At 73.4% G+C, this 17,156-nt stretch carries 13 protein-coding genes; 6 read left to right on the top strand and 7 right to left on the bottom strand.

The features are described 5' to 3' along the window. Window positions 1–34: 34 nt before the first annotated feature. Window positions 35–1,234, bottom strand: a complete 1,200-nt coding sequence (locus JS756_RS22000; RefSeq protein ID WP_205384877.1) for an acetyl-CoA C-acyltransferase — start codon at window positions 1,232–1,234, stop codon at window positions 35–37. A gap of 308 nt (window positions 1,235–1,542) precedes the next feature. Here JS756_RS22000 and JS756_RS21995 point away from each other — a divergent pair, with 308 nt between their 5' ends. From JS756_RS21995 to JS756_RS21980, 4 genes are all read left to right on the top strand, one after another. Further along, window positions 1,543–2,424, top strand: coding sequence for an alpha/beta fold hydrolase (locus JS756_RS21995; protein ID WP_307790886.1), 882 nt, complete (start codon window positions 1,543–1,545; stop codon window positions 2,422–2,424). A gap of 3 nt (window positions 2,425–2,427) precedes the next feature. Next, entirely contained in the window at window positions 2,428–3,249 is an 822-nt protein-coding gene (locus JS756_RS21990; RefSeq protein ID WP_205384875.1) for an SCO6745 family protein, read from the top strand. A 119-nt stretch (window positions 3,250–3,368) separates the two neighbouring features. Further along, window positions 3,369–3,845, top strand: a complete 477-nt coding sequence (locus JS756_RS21985) for an SRPBCC family protein (protein WP_205384874.1) — start codon at window positions 3,369–3,371, stop codon at window positions 3,843–3,845. Window positions 3,846–4,044: 199 nt separating this feature from the next. After that, the gene (locus JS756_RS21980) at window positions 4,045–5,094 is read left to right on the top strand and encodes a CPBP family intramembrane glutamic endopeptidase (RefSeq protein WP_307790885.1); all 1,050 of its coding nucleotides are present in this window, start codon (window positions 4,045–4,047) and stop codon (window positions 5,092–5,094) included. 132 nt (window positions 5,095–5,226) lie between these two features. Here JS756_RS21980 and JS756_RS21975 read toward each other — a convergent pair whose 3' ends face one another. The 4 genes from JS756_RS21975 to JS756_RS21960 all read right to left on the bottom strand — a co-directional run bounded on the left by JS756_RS21975 (window position 5,227) and on the right by JS756_RS21960 (window position 11,551). Further along, window positions 5,227–8,601, bottom strand: a complete 3,375-nt coding sequence (locus JS756_RS21975; protein ID WP_205384953.1) for a pyruvate carboxylase — start codon at window positions 8,599–8,601, stop codon at window positions 5,227–5,229. Between the two features lie 329 nt (window positions 8,602–8,930). After that, the gene (locus JS756_RS21970) at window positions 8,931–9,770 is read right to left on the bottom strand and encodes a chitosanase (protein ID WP_205384873.1); all 840 of its coding nucleotides are present in this window, start codon (window positions 9,768–9,770) and stop codon (window positions 8,931–8,933) included. A gap of 274 nt (window positions 9,771–10,044) precedes the next feature. Beyond that, on the bottom strand, window positions 10,045–10,497 hold the full coding sequence (locus JS756_RS21965) for an SHOCT domain-containing protein (protein ID WP_205384872.1): 453 nt from the start codon (window positions 10,495–10,497) through the stop codon (window positions 10,045–10,047). A gap of 394 nt (window positions 10,498–10,891) precedes the next feature. After that, window positions 10,892–11,551 (bottom strand): HdeD family acid-resistance protein, encoded by a 660-nt coding sequence (locus JS756_RS21960; protein ID WP_205384871.1) that lies wholly within the window; start codon window positions 11,549–11,551, stop codon window positions 10,892–10,894. Window positions 11,552–11,743: 192 nt separating this feature from the next. Between JS756_RS21960 and JS756_RS21955 the strand changes: the two genes are divergently transcribed. Both JS756_RS21955 and JS756_RS21950 read left to right on the top strand, forming a co-directional pair. Further along, window positions 11,744–12,364, top strand: a complete 621-nt coding sequence (locus JS756_RS21955; RefSeq protein WP_205384870.1) for a potassium channel family protein — start codon at window positions 11,744–11,746, stop codon at window positions 12,362–12,364. Next, the gene (locus JS756_RS21950; RefSeq protein WP_205384869.1) at window positions 12,361–13,770 is read left to right on the top strand and encodes a DUF2252 domain-containing protein; all 1,410 of its coding nucleotides are present in this window, start codon (window positions 12,361–12,363) and stop codon (window positions 13,768–13,770) included. The genes JS756_RS21955 and JS756_RS21950 overlap by 4 nt, the downstream gene beginning before the upstream one ends. Window positions 13,771–13,787: 17 nt before the next feature. Here the strand turns inward: JS756_RS21950 and JS756_RS21945 are convergent, their stop codons facing one another. Together JS756_RS21945 and JS756_RS21940 are read right to left on the bottom strand one after the other, a co-directional pair. Continuing rightward, complete coding sequence (locus tag JS756_RS21945; RefSeq protein WP_205384868.1) at window positions 13,788–13,985, bottom strand: DUF8691 family protein; 198 nt, start codon at window positions 13,983–13,985, stop codon at window positions 13,788–13,790. 343 nt (window positions 13,986–14,328) lie between these two features. Continuing rightward, window positions 14,329–17,016, bottom strand: coding sequence for a winged helix-turn-helix domain-containing protein (locus tag JS756_RS21940; protein WP_205384867.1), 2,688 nt, complete (start codon window positions 17,014–17,016; stop codon window positions 14,329–14,331). Between the last annotated feature and the right edge of the window lie 140 nt (window positions 17,017–17,156).

Below are 17,156 nucleotides of genomic sequence, written 5' to 3'. Positions count from 1 at the left end.
CCTTTCTCGTGGTCGGTGTGCACGGTCGGGGGCTTCAGACGACCTCGAACAGCCCGGCCGCGCCCATTCCGCCGCCGACGCACATCGAGATCACCACGTACCGGGCGCCGCGGCGCCTGCCCTCGATGAGGGCATGCCCGACCAGGCGGGCGCCCGTCATTCCGTACGGATGACCGACCGAGATCGCGCCGCCGTCGACGTTGAACCGCTCGGGGTCGATGTGCAGTTCGTCGCGGCAGTACAGCGCCTGGGAAGCGAAGGCCTCATTGAGTTCCCACAGGCCGATGTCGTCGACGGTGAGGTTGTGCCGCTGCAGCAGTTTCGGAATGGCGAACACGGGACCGATGCCCATCTCGTCCGGCCCGCACCCGGCAACCGTCATGCCCCGGTAGACGCCCAACGGTTCCAGGCCGCGGCGCTCGGCCTCGCTCGCCTCCATCAGCACCGACGCCGACGCCCCGTCGGACAACTGCGAGGAGTTGCCCGCCGTCACGCTGGAGCGCGCGCTCACCCGGCCGTCGGGCAGCACGGGCGACAGCCCGGCCAGGCCGTCGAGCGTCGTCGACGCGCGGTTGCCCTCGTCCCGGGTCAGGGTGACCTTCTCGTCCCGGACCGCGCCGGACTGCTTGTCGAGGACCTTCTTGACGCTGTCGAGCGCGACGATCTCCCGGTCGAAGCGGCCGGCCTCCTGCGCCGCCGCGGTGCGCTGCTGCGACACCAGCGCGAACTCGTCCTGGCGTTCCCGGCTCACGCCGTAGCGTTCGGCGACGATCTCCGCTGTCTGCAGCATGGGCAGGTAGATGCTCGGCCTGTGCTCGACCAGCCAGGGATCCGTCATGCGGTGGGTGTTCATGTGGTCGTTCTGCACCAGGGAGATCGACTCGACGCCGCCGCCGACAGCGATCTGCATGCCGTCCGCGACGATCTGCTTGGCGGCCGTCGCGATGGCCATCAGGCCCGACGAGCACTGCCGGTCGATCGACATCCCCGACACGGTGTCAGGAAGCCCGGCGCGGAGAGCTGCCTGACGTGCGACGTTGAAACCCGAGGACCCCTGCTGCACGGCGCAGCCGAGGATCACGTCCTCGACCTCGCCTCCTTCGAGCCCGGCGCGATCCACGGCGTGAGACAGGGCATGGGCGGCCAGTTCCTGCGCCTGGGTGTCGTTGAACGCGCCGCGGTAGGCCTTTCCGATCGGCGTCCGCGCGGTCGAAACGATGACTGCTTCCCTCATGTCGCCTCACTGTCTCCTGTTGATCCGGTTCGCCCGGAAGTGTCGGGGCGGGAGTTTCGGGATCCGCACGCCGGGCTCGAGGCCGTCGGGCGGTGCCGGGCGCCTGCCGCGGCCCGGCGAGGGCTCGTCGACCGCCCCCTCCGGCGGGCGGGGGAAGCGGGCTGCGGCCGGCGGGTGACGGGAGTCGACCTCCGGACGGTTATAGATGAATCCGGGTTCAAGTTCAACTGCTCTCCCGAGCCCTCGACCCTTGACAGGCCACCCTTCCACCTGAAGGCTACCGACCAGTCGGTATGAGGAGGTGGAAGGTGACCGAGCTGAGCATCTCCACCGTCGCGGGCGTGTTCGACGCGATCGCGGCGGGCCCGCCCGACGGGCGCCCGGCGCTGCTGCTGCACGGCTTCCCGCAGACGGGGCTGGTGTGGCGACGGCAGATCGAGGCGTTGGCCGCGCACGGCTTCCGGGTCGTGGCACCCGACCAGCGGGGGTACTCCCCCGGCGTCCGCCCCCGGCGGCCCGAGGAGTACCGCATCGGCCTTCTCGTCGACGACGTGGTCGCGATCACGGAGGCACTGGGCTGGGAGGCGTTCGACCTCGTCGGCCACGACTGGGGCGGCGCGGTGGCCTGGTGGACCGCCGACGCCCACCCCGGCCGAGTACGCACCCTGACCGTGGTCTCGACCCCTCATCCCGCCGCCCTGGCCGTCGCCCTGCGCACCGACGAGGACCAGCGCGAACGCTCCCGATACATGATCGACTGGCGCGACGCGCCCGCGACCGAGGAGCGCATGCTGGCCCACGACGCCCAGGAGCTCCGCACCGTCTACGCCGGGAAGGTCCCGCAGGACAGCGCCGCGGCCTATGTACGACACCTGTCCCGGCCGGGCGCTCTGACGGCTGCGCTGAACTGGTACCGGGCGGGCCGGCCCGACGGCGCGATCGGCGTCATCGACGTACCCACGCTGTACGTGTGGAGCACGCAGGACAGCGCGTTCGGCGCGGCGGCGGCACAGGAGACCGCGCGGTGGGTGAACGGGCCCTACCGGTTCGAGGCCCTCCAGGGCGTCAGCCACTGGGTCCCCGAGGAGGCGCCCGAGACGCTGAACCACCTGCTGCTCGAACACCTGCGAGCGCACGGCGGGTACGGAACCGCGGCACAGCCCCCCTTCGCCCACTCACCGAAGAGGTGACCCATGAAGACAGCGCGCGCGGCCTGGCGCCGGCTCGAACCCCTGCACGGCATGATCTACTTCGTCCCCGAGGCGCGGCGACGGTACGCGGACCTCGGACTGCGCGGCCGCACCGGGTACTTCACCTCCCGCAGCGCCGCGTTCGGGCGGGCATCCGCCGAGTTGGTCATCTCGACCTTCTACAACTTCAACCCCGATGCCGTCCGTGCGGCGGTCGACGGCGCCTGGGACGCGACGACGCCCCAGCAGGTGCTGGACGCTCGGTACGCCGCGGCGGGCGAGGCCCTGCGGCGGGCAGGCATCCACGAACTGCCCGACATGGCCGAGGTTCTGGACCTGACCAGCCGTGCAGCCGAGGCCGCCGGCGCACACGCGCAGGGCCGCCCGCTGTTCGCCGCGCATGCCGCGCTGCCGTGGCCGGAGGAGCCGGTGCTGCGGCTGTGGCACGCCCAGACGCTGCTCCGGGAGTTCCGTGGAGACGGCCATGTCGCGTGCCTGCTGAGCGAGGGTGTCGGGGGCTTGGAAGCACTGATCCTGCACGCCGCCACCGGCGAGCTCCCGGTCGACTTCCTCAAGGCGAGCCGCGCGTGGTCCGAGGAGCAGTGGGCCGGCGCCCAGGAGCGCCTGCGCGAGCGAGGCCTCCTCGAAGGCGAATCGCTCAGTCCGGAAGGCGCCGCCCTGCGCCGGCACATCGAGGACCGCACCGACCGCCTGGCCCTGCCGGCCTACGCGGTGCTGGGTGACGCCGGTTGTGAGCGTCTCGCCGAACTCGCGAGCCCCTTCGGCCGCGCCGTCGTCGAGGCAGGCCTCCTCAAGCTCGGCTGAGCCGGCCCCGAGCCGCCGGCCCCTCCGCGGGACCGCTCCGCACCGGCACGACCCGGGCGCTTCACCCGGGCGCATCACCCACCGCCTCGGCCGGGACCGGACCGCCCTAAGGTGTGCCCATGTACACGACGCGCCTCTCCGTCCGGGTGAACGCCTCCCGCGCGGCCGTCTACCGGGCGCTCACCGATGCGGAGGCGGTCCGGGCCTGGCGGGTGCCGGCCGGGATGACGAGCCGGGTGCACGAGTTCGACGCCCGGGAGGGGGGCACGTTCCGCGTCTCGCTCACGTACGACACCCCTGCCGGCACCGGCAAGACGGTCTCCCGCACCGACACCTACCACGGCCGGTTCGCCCGGCTGGTCCCGGACGAGCAGGTCGTGGAGGTCATCGAGTTCGACAGCCCCGATCCCGCGCTGCACGGCGCGATGACCATGACGACCACCCTGACGGACGCCGACGGCGGCGGCACCGACGTCCTCGTCGTGCACGAGGGCGTTCCCGACACCGTGCCCGCCGCCGACAACGAGGCGGGCATGCGGATGGCGCTCGCCAACCTCGCCCGGCTCGTCGAGGGCGGCGGTGGTGGCGCCGCGTGACGATCACGCTGCGGGCCCGTGCAACGGATCACGGCGCTCCGTCGTCCTTCCGGTCATGACCTCCCCGTTCCCGGGCCCGCCGTTCGGTCCTCCCCCGGCCCCGCCCCACCCGGAGGCCCGGCAGGCCCCCTGGCAGGCGCCTTGGCCCACCCCGTACCCGGGCCCCTTCCCGGGCTCACTGTCCACCGCCCCTGTCCCGGTGGGCGATCTGCCGTACCACCGGATGGCCCTGTCGACCGGGCGGCACCGCTGGTGGCGGCCCTGGGTGGGAAGCGGCGCGGTGCTCCTGGGGATGGTCGGGCTGATGATCGTGCTCGTCGTCGCCTCCGAGGCCGCGGGGATCGCACTCGACCGCCCGACCGACGCCGACGGCATGCGTACATGGGGCGGCACCGGTGACACGGCGCTGTCGCTGGTCTCCATCGCCGTCGCGATCCCGGTGGTCCTGCTGGCCGCACGCTGGGCGCAGGGCCGACCGGCGGGCACGGTGTCGTCGGTGGCCGGGCGGTTGCGGTGGCGCTGGCTGGGCCTGTGCCTCGCGCTGGCGTTCCCTCTGGTCGTGGTGTCGCTCGGGGTGTCGGTGCTGCTGCCCGGTTCGTCGGGGGAGGACGGCGGGGCGCAGTGGGTGGGCCTGCCCGCGTTCCTGCTCGGGCTGGCCGTGGTCTGCCTCTGCGTACCGTTCCAGGCGGCTGCCGAGGAGTACGTCTTCCGCGGCTGGCTGGTGCAGGCGGTCGGTGCCTGGTGCCGGTCGCCGTGGATCGCTGTCGCCCCCCAGGCGCTGCTGTTCGCGGCGGCCCACGGATGGGGCACCCCGTGGGGCTTCGCCGACCTGGTCGTGTTCGGCGGCACCCTGGGTGTCCTCGCGGTGCGGACGGGCGGTCTGGAGGCCGGGATCGCCCTCCATCTGGTCAACAACCTGGTCGGCATGGGCATCGCCGCCGCCGTCGCGGGCGCGCTGGAGTCGGACGAGACGGCCGCCGACATGGACTGGGTGGGGGCGGCCGTCGACATTCCGATGGTTCTGTTGTACGCGGCCGTCGTCCTGTGGTGGGCCCGGCGCCGCCGCCTGCGCGCGACGAGCCCGGCCGTCCCCGGGCCCGCGGCGCACACAGTGCCGGCGTACCCGTGGCCGGCGGTCCCGGGCTTCCCGGCGTACGGGCCGCCCGCTCCGGGCACGGCCGGCGCCGGCGGGGGCGCGCCGCTTCCGGAACCCGGCACGGAACCGGGTTCCGGGAACACTCCGAGATGAGGCCGGTGCCGACGGCCCCGGCGCGGCCCCGGGCCCCGCGGCAGGCCGTACGGCTCCGCTCGTCGACACCGAACGGAACGCACCGCCCGGCCCCTGAGCGGGCTCGGGCGGCGCGCCGGGTTCGGGGCGGGCTCAGGCGAGCTGGACGAGCAGGTCGCCGCCCTCCACCTGCTGGATGCGGCTGATGGCGAGCCGGGCCACCGTGCCGGCCTTGGGGGCCGTGATGGCGGCCTCCATCTTCATCGCCTCGATGGTGGCCACCGTGGCACCGGCGTCGACCTGATCGCCCTCGGCGACCGCGAGGGTGACCACGCCGGCGAACGGGGCGGCGACATGGTCGGGGTTGGCCCGGTCGGCCTTCTCGGTGGTCGGGACGTCGGAGGCGGCGGCGCGGTCGCGGACCTGGATGGGCCGCAGCTGGCCGTTGAGGGTGGACATCACGGTCCGCATACCGCGCTCGTCGGCCTCGCCGATGGCCTGCAGTTCGATCAGCAGCCGGACGCCGGGCTCCAGATCCACGGCGTACTCCTTTCCGGGGCGCAGCCCGAAGAAGAAGTCCTTGCTGTCCAGCACGCTGGTGTCGCCGAAGGCCTGTCGGTGCGTGTCGAACTCGCGCGTGGGGGCGGGGAACAGCAGCCGGTTGAGCGTCGACCGCCGGTCCTTCTCCAACCCTTCCCGGTCGTCGGCGGTGAGCTCCTGCACCGGCTTCGCCTCGGGTCGGCCCCGCAGCGCACGGGTGCGGAACGGCTCGGGCCAACCGCCGGGCGGGGTGCCCAGTTCGCCGCGGAGGAAGCCGACGACGGAGTCCGGGATGTCGAAGCGGCCCGGCTCCGCCTCGAAGTCCTCGGGTGCGACGCCCGCGCCGACCAGGTGCAGGGCCAGGTCGCCGACCACCTTGGAGGACGGCGTGACCTTGACCAGGCGGCCCAGCATGCGGTCGGCGGCCGCGTACATCGCCTCGATCTCCTCGAAGCGGTCGCCGAGGCCCAGCGCGATGGCCTGGGTGCGCAGGTTGGAGAGCTGCCCGCCGGGGATCTCGTGGTGGTAGACGCGCCCGGTGGGCGAGGCGAGGCCGGCCTCGAAGGGGGCGTAGACCTTGCGGACGCTCTCCCAGTACGGCTCCAGGTCGCCGACGGCCTGCAGGTCGAGGCCGGTGGGCCGGGCGGAGTGGTCGGTGGCGGCGACGAGCGCCGACAGCGACGGCTGCGAGGTGGTGCCGGCCATCGACGCGACCGCGCCGTCGACCGCGTCGGCGCCTGCCTGGATCGCGGCCAGGTAGGTGGCGAGCTGACCGCCGGCCGTGTCGTGCGTGTGCAGGTGGACCGGCAGGTCGAACTCGCGGCGCAGCGCCGAGACCAGGGTCGCGGCGGCCGGGGCGCGCAGCAGGCCGGCCATGTCCTTCACGGCCAGCACGTGGGCGCCGGCGTCGACGATCTGCTCGGCCAGGCGCAGGTAGTAGTCGAGGGTGTAGAGCTGCTCGGACGGGTCGGACAGGTCGGAGGTGTAGCACAGGGCGACCTCGGCGACGGCGGTGCCGGTCTCCCGTACGGCCTCGATGGCGGGCCGCATCTGGTCGACGTCGTTGAGGGCGTCGAAGATGCGGAAGATGTCGATGCCGGTGGCGGCGGCCTCGTGCACGAAGGCGTCGGTGACCTCCGTCGGATACGGGGTGTAGCCGACGGTGTTGCGTCCGCGCAGCAGCATCTGGAGGCAGATGTTGGGGGCGGCCTCACGCAGGGCGGCCAGGCGTTCCCACGGGTCCTCGGCGAGGAACCGCAGGGCGACGTCGTAGGTGGCGCCGCCCCAGCACTCCAGGGACAGCAGCTGCGGCAGGGTGCGGGCGACGACCGGGGCGACGGCCAGCATGTCCTTGGTGCGCACCCGGGTCGCGAGCAGCGACTGGTGGGCGTCGCGGAACGTGGTGTCGGTGACGCCGATCGTGGGCGACTCGCGCAGCCAGCGGGCGAAGCGCTCCGGGCCGAGTTCGGCGAGGCGCTGACGGGAGCCCGCGGGCACGTCCCCGGCGGGCAGCGGCGGCAGCTTGGTCAGCGGGTCGATGAGCTCGGGGCGTTCACCGTGCGGCTTGTTCACCGTCACGTCGGCGAGGTAGGTGAGCAGCTTGGTTCCCCGGTCGGCGGAGTGACGGGCCGTCAGGAGGTGCGGGCGCTGCTCGATGAACGAGGTGGTGACCCGTCCGGCCTGGAAGTCCGGGTCGTCCAGGACGGCCTGGAGGAAGGGGATGTTGGTGGCCACACCGCGGATGCGGAACTCGGCGACCGCGCGCCGGGCGCGGTTGACGGCGGTGGTGAAGTCGCGGCCCCGGCAGGTCAGTTTGACCAGCATGGAGTCGAAGTGGGCGCTGATCTCGGTTCCGGCATGGGTGGTGCCGCCGTCCAGGCGGATGCCGGAGCCTCCGGGCGAGCGGTAGGCGCTGATGCGTCCGGTGTCCGGGCGGAAGCCGTTGGCCGGGTCCTCGGTGGTGATGCGGCACTGCAGTGCGGCGCCGCGCAGGCGGACGGTGTCCTGGGAGAGACCGAGGTCGGTGAGCGTCTCGCCGGCGGCGATGCGCAGTTGCGCCTGGACGAGGTCGACGTCGGTGACCTCTTCGGTGACGGTGTGCTCGACCTGGATCCGCGGGTTCATCTCGATGAAGACGTGGTTGCCGTCGCGGTCCAGCAGGAACTCGACGGTGCCCGCGTTGCGGTAGCCGATCCGGCGGGCGAAGCGCACGGCGTCGGCGCAGATGCGGTCGCGCAGGTCCGGGTCGAGGTTCGGGGCGGGCGCCAGCTCGATGACCTTCTGGTGGCGGCGCTGCACCGAGCAGTCCCGCTCGAAGAGGTGGATGACATCGCCCTGCCCGTCGGCGAGGATCTGCACCTCGATGTGGCGGGGCTCGACCACGGCCTTCTCCAGGAAGACCGTCGGGTCGCCGAAAGCCGACGCCGCCTCCCGGGAGGCGGCCTCGACGGCCTCCCGCAGCTGGGCCGGGTCCTCGACGCGGCGCATGCCGCGCCCGCCGCCGCCCGCGACGGCCTTCACGAACACGGGGAAGCCGATGCCGTCGGCGGCGCGGACGAGTTCGTCCACGTCGTTCGAGGGTGCGGACGAGCCGAGCACGGGGACGCCGGCCTCCCGGGCGGCGGCCACCGCGCGGGCCTTGTTCCCGGTCAGCTCCAGGATGTCCGCGCTGGGACCGACGAAGGTGATGCCCGCCTCCTCGCAGGCCCGCGCCAGCTCCGGATTCTCGGAGAGGAATCCGTAGCCGGGATAGACCGCGTCGGCGCCCGCGCGGCGGGCGGCGCGGACGATCTCCTCGACGGAGAGGTAGGCGCGCACGGGATGTCCGGGCCGGCCGATCTCGTAGGCCTCGTCTGCTTTCAGCCGGTGCAGCGAGTTGCGGTCCTCGTGCGGGAACACGGCGACGGTTCGCGCGCCGAGCTCATAGCCGGCTCGGAACGCGCGAATCGCGATCTCACCGCGGTTGGCGACCAGCACCTTGCGGAACATGTACGACCCCTTCAGCCTGCCGGTGACGGACACCATGGTGTCGGCGACACCTGCGAGACGCCATGTGAGGCGGGCCACTTTCGGCAGGCTCGGCCGCCGACGGCGGGCACCCGGGCGTCGGCGGGTCCGGTTCGATGCGGCCCCGGGCGAGTCGGCGCGGACACGGCCGCCCAGGGCCTGACAGACCGTGGGCGGCCGTGCGAGGGGATGTGGTGGGGCGCCGGGGGGATCGCCCCGAGTGCGCCGACAGCGGACATCGGCGGGTCGTGTCGTCGGCCGAACGGGGGTGCGCCCGGGCACGGACGCGGGGTGCCGCGGGCTCTGCGGGATCAGCCGATGTGGTAGCTGTCGCCGTACACCCGCCAGTCCAGCGGCGGATCGAGGTCGAGGTTTCCCTCGCGCAGGAAGACCCGCTGTGCGGTGTCGACGCGGCTGGTGTCGCTGTGGGCCTCCTCCTGCTTCATCGCCCACACCCGTGCGTCGAGGAAGGCGTCGAGGTAGGTCACCTCGTCGCCGCCCCCGGCCGGGGTCCGGGCGTGGGCCAGGGCCCGGCGGCGGATGCTGCGGAAGCCGGTCCGATCGCTTCCGCCGCCGTGCATGACGAAGGCGTCGTAGTAGGCGAACTGGCCGAGCACGCCCAGTCCGTCGGCCCTGCCCTGCCGGACGGCGGGGTCGAAGCAGACCCGGTCGCGCTCGTCGTTCTGGGCGCGCTGGAAGTGCAGGTCGCGGGCGGCCCCGCGCCAGTCGACGGGGAAGCCGGGGTCGAGGCCCTGGTGGGAGTCGGTGCCGTCGACACGCCGGAGCGCCGGCAGGTATCCGGCGAGCGGGTTGCCGGGTTCCCGGTCGGTGTACAACTCGACGAGGTCGAGCATGTCCCCGGTGCCGGAGCAGAAGCCGATGATGCCGGCGGTGTAGCCGCGGCCGTCGCCGATGTCCTCGATGTACGCGTACTGGGCCTTCCAGTCGAGTGAGGAGTTCTCCGCGCTGGACACGAGTTGCATGGCGATCTCCTTCTTCGCCGGGTCGTCGAGCCCGGTCGCGGGGGAGGCCGGTGCGGCCTGGGCCCGGCCCGTGCCGGCCATGGGGGCGCAGGCGGCGACCGCGAGCAGGGCGAGGGTCGTGCGGCGTGTGGCGTCCGGGTGCGGTGACGTCGTGCGGCGCTGATGCATCACGGGGACTCCAGGGGGTGGGGGGCGGGGAGTTGGTCCGTACCTGCACTGACAGGAAAGTTTCCTACCAGTTATCGAGCGGGATCGGCACCCACCACGCCCGAAGTTCGTGGGATCGAACACAGGTACAGCGCGCCGGGGACGCGCTGCCCTTCTCCCGTCCTCCCCGTTCTCCCTTCCCGCGGTCCGCTCTCGCGGGTCCGGCCACCTGCCGCCCACTCGATCCTGGGCGGGAGGTGGCCGACGCAGCCGTCCGTCGCTTGCCAGCCGCCGGTCAGGTGCCGGTCGCGGCCCCGCCCCCGGCCGCCGGACCGGCGTTGCCGAGCACGAGATCCTTGGCACGGCGGAACTCCTCCTCCGAGATGTCCCCGCGGTTGCGCATCTCCGACAGGCGGGCGAGTTCGTCGACGCTGCCGCCGCCGCTGCTCGCCGTGTCACGGATATAGCGGTCGAACTCCTCCTGCTGCGCGCGCGCGTGAGCCACCTCGCGGCTACCCATGTGCCTGCCCCGGACGACGAGGTAGACGAACACGCCGAGGAAGGGCAGCACGATGACGAAGACCAGCCAGCCGGCCTTGCCCCAGCCACCCAGATCGTCGTCCCGGAAGATGTCCAGGATGATCCGGAAGAGCAGGATGAACCACATGATCCACAGGAAGAACCAGAGCATGGTCCAGAACATGCTCAGCAGGGGGTAGTCGTAGGCGAGGTACGTCTGTGTGCTCATTTCGCATCTCCGTCCCGGGTGGGTGCCCGAGTGCGAGTCCCGACTGCCCTCAGGGTGCGCACCCCCGCGCCGGAACGCTTCACCCCGCGCGGGTGAAGTCGCGCTCCCGGCTTCGCGGCCACCGGCGGAGAGCCGGTCCCACCGCGGTGAACCGGGGCACGGGCAGGGCGGGACGACGCGGCAGGCGGCGTGGGCGGTCCGGCGCGGGGCCGTAGGCGGCAGGGCGCCGGAACGGTGGCCCCGGGGCCCGTGGTGGTCCGCGGGCGCCGGTTCCTGCGGCCGGAGCCGGCTCGGGCAACCGGGCCGCGCCGACCAGGAGCACCGCGCCCCGCATCCCCACCCGCATCCGCCGGAAGCGGTGCCCGCGGTGCGGGGGCCGGGCCGGGTCGGTGGCTCACACCGCCCTGGGGGCGCCCGGCAGCGAGCCGGAGTCGGCGCGGCGCAGTGCCGCACGCCAGACGAGGGCGACGATCAGCTCCACCAGTCCGAGCAGCACCAGCCACAGGCCGAGCAGGCGGGTCAGGGCGAACGCGGACTCGGCGGGCAGGGCCAGCACCACGATCCCGGCGACGATGCCCAGGAAGCCGGCCCCCATCAGGATCCCGCGGTGCGGCAGGTCCTTCGCGGCGACGGCCGTGTAGGCGGTCAGCATGCCCGTCACCAGCCAGAGGACTCCGACGACCAGGGAAAGCACCGCGATCGTCTGCAGGGGGTGCCGCAGGCACAGCACGCCGGCCACCACGTACAGCACCGCGACCAGCACCGCCGTGGCGCGCTCCCCGTGCTCCCGGGCGAAGGCGGAGACGAACCGGAAGACGCCCGTCACGAGCAGGTACAGCCCGATGAGCACGGCCAGGACGTGCAGGGTCTCGTCCGGCCAGGCCAGCACGATGATGCCCGGTACCAGCGTGGCCAGTGCCGAACCCAGCAGCCAGGTCCAGGAGCCACCGAGCCGGGCCAGTTGCTGCTCGGGGCCTGTCTCCGGGATGGCGTCCGCCCTGCCGCGCTCGGGTTCGGGTCCGGTGCGCGGTCCCGGACCAGGGGACACGGTCATGGCTCCTCCTCCGGACTGCGGACGTCTGCCGGCCGGACCGCCGTGGGTGGTCCGCCGGGCCCGTGTCAGGTCAGCGTCGCGCGTGCCGCCGCGCGACGGGTCACCCGTGGCGGGTGATCCGCCCGCCGAGCGGGGGCGGTGGGCTTGACGGGGGCAGGGTCCGCCGGCCGCGGAGGGAGGACGTGCCACGCCATGACCGATCCGGCATCCCGTGCGGAGGGCACCGGACACGTGGAAGACGGCTCCCGGCCGGACAGGGCCGACCGCTCCGGCCGGCTGGCGACGGCCGTGGCGCTGACGCGGCCCGGTCTCTTCACGGTCGGCCTCGTCACCGCCTACTACCTGCTCCCCCTGGACGGGGGGCTCACGGGCGGGACCATCGCGGGGCTCGTGTGCGGACTGCTCGCCGTCACCGTCGTCTTCGTCTGGGAGGTGCGGACCATCGTCCGCTCCTCCCACCCGCGGCTGCAGGCGGTCGAGGCCCTGGCGGTCACGGTGGCGCTGTTCCTCGTCCTGTTCGCCACTGCCTACCACCTGCTGGACCGTTCCACTCCGGACACCTTCAGCGAACCGCTGACCCGGACGGACGCCCTCTACTACACGCTGACCACGTTCGCCACCGTCGGATTCGGCGACATCACCGCCCTCTCCCAGACGGGGCGGGTGCTGACGATGCTGCAGATGACCGGTGGACTGATCCTCGCCGGAGTCGCCGCCCGGATCCTCGCGCACGCCGTGCAGACGGGTCTGCGGCGCAAGGACCGGCGGCCGACGGAACCCGGCGAAGGCCGGGATGCGGAGGCTCGACCATGACGAAACCGACCCCCTCGACGACCTCGCTGTCCCCGGCCGAGCGGGCCGCGTACGGCAGGAACGCCCGTAAACACGCTCCCCGTTCCGTCCACGGCCGCTTCGAGCCGGGGCCGGACCGGTTCGACCCCGTCGACGTGGTCGAACGCCAGTCGGCCACCCGGGTGACGGAGTTGGTCCCGATCCGGTACGGACGCATGCTCGAATCCCCGTTCCGGTTCTACCGGGGCGCCGCCGCGATCATGGCGGCGGACCTGGGGCAGCTGCCGGACACCGGTCTGACGGTCCAACTGTGCGGAGACGCCCACCTGCTGAACTTCCGGCTGCTCGCCTCCCCCGAGCGGCATCTCGTGTTCGACATCAACGACTTCGACGAGACCCTGGCCGGCCCCTTCGAATGGGACGTCAAGCGGCTCGCCGCCAGCTTCGCGATCGCGGGCCGGGCCAACGGGTTCTCCGTCGGGGAACAGGACGACGCGGTGCGGGAGTGCGTGGGCGCCTACCGGACCCGCATGAGGAAGCTCGCCGGGATGCGCACACTGGACGTCTGGTACGCGCAGGACGACGCGGACCGGATAGCCGCGTTGCAACGGTCGTCGATCAGCAAGGAGGCCAGGCGCCGTGCCGCCGAGGCGTCTGCCCGGGCCCGGACCCGCACCGGAATGCAGGCCTTCGCCAAGCTGACCCGGGCCACGCCCGAGGGACGGCGCATCACACCGGATCCGCCGCTGATCACACCGCTGCGCGACCTGCTGGCCGAGACGTCCGACGACCACCAGGAGAAGGAGCTCAGGACCGTGCTGGAGCGCTATGCGCGGACCCTGTCGTCCGAACGCAGGCACCTGCTGCACCACTTCCGCCTGGTGGACATGGCCCGCAAGGTCGTGGGGGTGGGCAGCGTGGGCACGCGGTGCTGGATCCTGCTCATGCTCGGCAGGGACGGCGACGACCCCCTGCTGCTGCAGGCCAAGGAGGCGCAGGAGTCGGTACTGGCGGCGCACACCGGCGGCCCCCACTACGACAACCAGGGCCGCCGGGTGGTGGAGGGACAGCGGCTGATCCAGACGACCAGCGACATCTTCCTGGGCTGGACCCACGTGGTGGGCCTCGACGGACGCGGCCGGGACTTCTACGTGCGCCAACTGCGGGACTGGAAGGGCATCGCCCGCCCGGACACCATGGACGCCGATCTGCTGGCACTGTTCGGGCAGCTGTGCGGGGCCGGTCTGGCCCGGGCCCACGCACGCTCCGGAGACCCGGTGGCCATCGCGGCCTACCTGGGCGGCGGCGACCGCTTCGACCGGGCGCTGACCGACTTCGCGCAGGCCTACGCCGACCGGAACGAGCAGGACTTCCGGGCACTGGCCGCAGCCGCCCGGTCGGGCCGGATCCGTGCGACCGACGGGTGACCGGCCCACCGGAGCGGTCAGTCGGGCAACTGCCGCATCTCCACCACCCGCAGACCCAGCGACTGGAAGCGGGCCAGCAGACCGTACAGGTGCCCCTCGTCGGCGACGGGACCGTACAGCAGGGTCTGCTCGTGGATCAGCACATGCCGCAGCTCCGGGAACGCCTTGGCCAGCGTCTCCGACATGTGTCCCGCGACGCGGATCTCGTAGCGCATGATCTGCTCTCCCGCCGACGGCTGCGGCAGCCCCCGGGCTCTGCCGGGACTCTGCCGGGCCTCGCCCTGCATCGTCCTGCCTGAGCGGGGTGCCGGGCCTCACCCGGCGCAGGTGAGCCGCAGTCCGATGCTCCGACGATGCCCGCGGTCGGCCGACGTCGACGGGGCTGCGCGAGCCGGAGACCGGGACGGTGCGGCCGGGTGCGGGGGCACGCGCACGCACCGTGCGGGTGCGGTCCGGGGCCGGGACGTCGACGGGGCTCCGCGGGGCTCCCCGGCCGAGGCGGGCCGGTCGGCCGCACGATCCCCGCCGGCCACCGTGTGTCCGGCGGCCGTGGGACGGTCACAGCAGACGCAGTTCGCGGGCGCGCCGCACGGCGTCGTGGCGGCGGTTCACTCCCAGCTTGCGGTAGACGTTCTTGAGATGGGTCTTGACCGTGTTCACGGAGACGAACAGGTCGGCGGCGATCTCCTCCGTCGACATCATCTGGGCGAGCCGCGTCAGGACGTCCCGCTCGCGGTCGCTCAGCTGCTCCACCGGCAGGGCCACGGGGTCGGGCTGCCCGCCGGGCGACTCACCGGACGCCGCGGGCCCCGGTGTGAACCAGCCTCCGGCCAGGCGCTGCAGCTGTGCCGTCGCCAGGTAGGGGCCCAGCCACGCTCCCGCTTCCAGGAAGGGCCGGCGCAGCCGGTCGCGCCTGGCGTCCACGAGGGCACGGGCGAGGAGCCTGCGGGCGGCGCCCGGGTCCGCCTCCGCGTGCGCGATCTGCGCCCGCACCAGCGTCGCACGGACGCGCACCGCCGGCCCGGACCGCTCCTCGGTGGTGACGCCGTCGAGCGCGTCGAGGGCCCGGAGCCGGTCTCCGGCCGCCAGGCGGGCCCGTGCCAGGCCCAGCGCGCACGCCGGCTGGTCCTGCGCCGCCTCCCGCAGCAGTTCGGCGGCGGCGTCCGGGTGGCCGTCCGCCAGATGGGCGGCGGAGGCGATCAGGGCGGCGTGACCGTCCGCCCAGGGTGAGGCGGTGACGACCCGCACGGGCGGTCCGGCGGCCGCAGGCGCGGCCCGTGTCCTGCCCCGGGCCGGCAGCAGCCGGGCCCGCACGATCGACCGGAAGGCCGCCGTGACGGGGTCCTTCTGCGGCGGCTCGGACGTCCGGTCGAGGAGTGCCTGCGCCTGGGCCGGTTCGTCCCTCTCGACCGCCACCGCGGCCAGGACCAGCCGGGCGAGTCCGGCACCGGGGGACGGGGGCAGGTGGTGGCGCTCGGTCTCGGCCGTCGCCGCGTGCGCGTTCCGCTCCGCCCTGCCCGGCCAGCCCGTGAGGTGGTCGATCAGTGCCAGGTGGGCCAGCGCCTCCTGCCGGGGCACGGCCGTGGAGGCGCCTCCCTGTCCCGCGGCCACCTCGGTGAGGGCGGCGCGGGCCTCGTCGAAGCGCCCGCTCCACACGCGTGTCGACCCCAGGTGCGTCAGCAGCAGGGCGGGAAGTTCGGGATGCCGGTCGAGGAGGTGGGCGGGAACGTCCCGCAGGAGTTCGCGGGCCGCCCGGGCGGCGCGTTCGGCGCGGTCGGGGTCCCCGGTGAGCCGGGCCGCCAGTGTCTGGAGCAGCGCGCAGCTCAGCCGTGCGGCAGGGCCGGAGTCGTCGGCGGTGAGCTGTTCCTCGGCTCTTCGCAGGCGGGACAGTCCCCGTTCGAGGTCGTGGCGGGACAGGTCGAGGGCCGCGCGGACGAGGTCCGTCGGGGCGCCGCCCGCACCGGGTTCCATACCGGCGAACAGGTCGGCCGGGTCGCCGGACGGCAGTCCGGTGAACAACTGCCCGACGGCCAGGTCGTCGACGAGGGCGCGGACGGTGAACTCCCAGTCTCCCGCTGCGGCACCGTGGGCGAGCATCTCCGGGAGCGATCCGGACCGCCGCAGCCACTGTGCGGCGCGCCGGTGCAGTTCGGGTTCCAGGCCGGGCGTCCGCTCCCGCAGGTGAGCGCGGAGGATCTCCCGGAACAGCGGGTGGAGGCGGTACCAGCCGTGGCCGAGGTCCTCGACGAACGCGTTCTGGCGGTGCAGCCCTGCGAGGAGGGGTGCGGCGTCGGTCCGCCCGGTGAGGGCGTCGGCGAGTTCGGGGCGGAAGCCGTCCAGCACACTCGCGCGCAGCAGCAGGTCCTGGGTCTGCGGCGGCTGCCGTTCGAGCACCTCGGCCAGCAGGTAGTCGGCGACGACGCTGTGGCCCGCCTCGAACTCTGCGAGGTACCGCTCCGGGTCCTGGTCCTGCCCGGCCGCCAGGGCGGACAGCCGCAGTCCGGCCGCCCAGCCCCGGGTGCGTTCCACCAGGTCGCGGGCGGCGCGGATCGGCAGGTGGAGCCCGTGCAGGTCCAGGAGGGTCACCGCTTCCTCGGGGGTGAAGGCCAGTTCGGCGTCCCTGATCTCGGTCATCTCGCCGGCCGCCCGGTAGCGGTGCAGCGGCAGCATCGGTTCGGTGCGGGTGAGGAGGATGAGGCGGAGTCCGGGGGCGGCGTGGTGGAGGACGAACTCCACCTGTTCCCCGACCTCGCAGGCGGTGTGGTCGTACTCGTCGAGCACCACGGTCGCGGGACTCTCGCCGCTGCTCAGCCGTGCGGCGAGCTGATGCAGCAGAGTGGGGGGCACCTGGCCGGCGTCGGCGGGAAAGCCGATGTCGGCGGGCAGCGCCATGCCGCTGGTGCGCAGGGCGTGCAGCAGGTGGGCCCAGAACATGCCGGGGCGCCGGATGGCCGGGTCGAGGGTGAGCCAGGCGACCGGTTGTGCGAGTTCGGCCGCCCAGTCGGCGACCAGCAGGGTCTTGCCCGCACCGGCGGCGCCGTTGACCATCGTCAGCGGGGTCAGCAGGCCCTCGTCGAGGTGCTTGACCAGCCGTTCGCGCCGCAGGAACGTACCGGGGCGGGCCGGTGGGGTGAACCGCGTCCGAAGAAACGGTTCACCTGCTGGGTCGACGTCGGTATCGGCAGGGTCGTGCTGAGTTCGGTCGCTCTCCGCCACGATGTTCACCACCCGTGTGCGCCAGGCCATGAACGCTCCCCCACCAGCTTCGCAGTCTTCCGGCGCACAGGCGTGCCGGACAGGGCCGGAAGGGTTCCCGCCGGACACCCGAACGTCCCGGCCCGGTCGTGTCCGGCGCCCAGGGACGATCTCCGGTCGGCTCCGCGTGC

It is taken from the genome of Streptomyces actuosus (assembly GCF_016921115.1).
Classification (GTDB): Bacteria; Actinomycetota; Actinomycetes; order Streptomycetales; family Streptomycetaceae; genus Streptomyces; species Streptomyces actuosus_A.
The sequence above is the reverse complement of the archived record's forward strand: the minus strand, read 5'-3'. Positions and strand labels throughout refer to the sequence as shown.

Coding starts and splice junctions, on each gene's coding strand:
- JS756_RS22000 (WP_205384877.1), bottom strand. CDS start 1,234: ATGAGGGAAGCAGTCATCGTTTCGACCGCGCGGACGCCGATCGGAAAG.
- JS756_RS21990 (WP_205384875.1), top strand. CDS start 2,428: ATGAAGACAGCGCGCGCGGCCTGGCGCCGGCTCGAACCCCTGCACGGC.
- JS756_RS21985 (WP_205384874.1), top strand. CDS start 3,369: ATGTACACGACGCGCCTCTCCGTCCGGGTGAACGCCTCCCGCGCGGCC.
- JS756_RS21975 (WP_205384953.1), bottom strand. CDS start 8,601: ATGTTCCGCAAGGTGCTGGTCGCCAACCGCGGTGAGATCGCGATTCGC.
- JS756_RS21970 (WP_205384873.1), bottom strand. CDS start 9,770: ATGCATCAGCGCCGCACGACGTCACCGCACCCGGACGCCACACGCCGC.
- JS756_RS21965 (WP_205384872.1), bottom strand. CDS start 10,497: ATGAGCACACAGACGTACCTCGCCTACGACTACCCCCTGCTGAGCATG.
- JS756_RS21960 (WP_205384871.1), bottom strand. CDS start 11,551: ATGACCGTGTCCCCTGGTCCGGGACCGCGCACCGGACCCGAACCCGAG.
- JS756_RS21955 (WP_205384870.1), top strand. CDS start 11,744: ATGACCGATCCGGCATCCCGTGCGGAGGGCACCGGACACGTGGAAGAC.
- JS756_RS21950 (WP_205384869.1), top strand. CDS start 12,361: ATGACGAAACCGACCCCCTCGACGACCTCGCTGTCCCCGGCCGAGCGG.
- JS756_RS21945 (WP_205384868.1), bottom strand. CDS start 13,985: ATGCGCTACGAGATCCGCGTCGCGGGACACATGTCGGAGACGCTGGCC.
- JS756_RS21940 (WP_205384867.1), bottom strand. CDS start 17,016: ATGGCCTGGCGCACACGGGTGGTGAACATCGTGGCGGAGAGCGACCGA.